Genomic DNA, 866 nt, shown 5'->3' on the forward strand with positions numbered 1-866 from the left:
TCGCGGTAACCCTGGATCAGTACGACCCCGGTAATCACTATCGCAGCTACAGAAAGCGCATAGGTGATTACGTTTGTTAGCCCAAACGGAACCATCGCAGTGCAGGCTATCATCGCAGCGAGCAGCACATAGAAGCCGGGCGGACGGGACAGAAAGTCGGCTATCACGAAGAGAAATCGGTTCATGGGAATCCCCGTACGATGTGATCCGATTGGGCCGCATTTCGGGTGCTCGTCAATGGCACCCTCTTTTTGTTGGCCTACTGCCCATGTTGGTCCTCGGGCCGTCCCGATCTGGGCGGGCGGAACTCCTTATATTCCAGGTACGTGCTTGGAACCACGGCAGACACGCGGCGTTTGGCGTTCTCACAGGAGACAAGCCATGCCCGACAACGATGAGGAATTCAAAAGCAAGTTTTGGGATTCGATCCGTTCCGACATGACGGCAATGATCGGCGTCCCGAGCGTCCACCCTCGACCGATGACAGCGCAGTTCGATGGTGATCGCAACGTTATCTACTTCTTCACAGCGAAGGACACCGACTTGGCCGAGGCCGTTGCATCTGCAAAGGAAGCGACACTGGTCTACTCCGCCAAGGGACACGACCTGTTCGCCACCGTCCAAGGCACACTGAGGATCGACAATGATCGGGCAGTCATCGACCGCTTGTGGAACCGCTTCGTCGCCGCATGGTTCGAAGGAGGCAAGGAAGATCCGAAGCTGTGCTTGCTCAGGTTCGATCCTGCGGACGCCGAAATCTGGAAAGATGCATCCAGTATCGTCGCCGGGGTGAAACTTTTCCTCGGGATGGGCGACCCGAAAGCGGACTACAGGGACAGCGTGGCACAGGTTCGCATGAAGTAACC

General features: G+C 56.8%; 1 protein-coding gene and 1 pseudogene. One reads left to right on the forward strand and one right to left on the reverse strand.

The genetic code is table 11. From position 1 onward, the window contains the following. Positions 1-185: pseudogene (locus AC0L3D_RS36765) on the reverse strand (low affinity iron permease family protein); the annotation flags it as partial. 196 nt (positions 186-381) lie between these two features. On the opposite strand from AC0L3D_RS36765, the gene AC0L3D_RS36770 reads away from it, so the two are divergent. Beyond that, complete coding sequence (locus AC0L3D_RS36770) at positions 382-864, forward strand: pyridoxamine 5'-phosphate oxidase family protein (protein ID WP_473630635.1); 483 nt, start codon at positions 382-384, stop codon at positions 862-864. Positions 865-866: the final 2 nt, after the last annotated feature.

The sequence above is a fragment of the Mesorhizobium sp. WSM4837 genome, assembly GCF_055811435.1.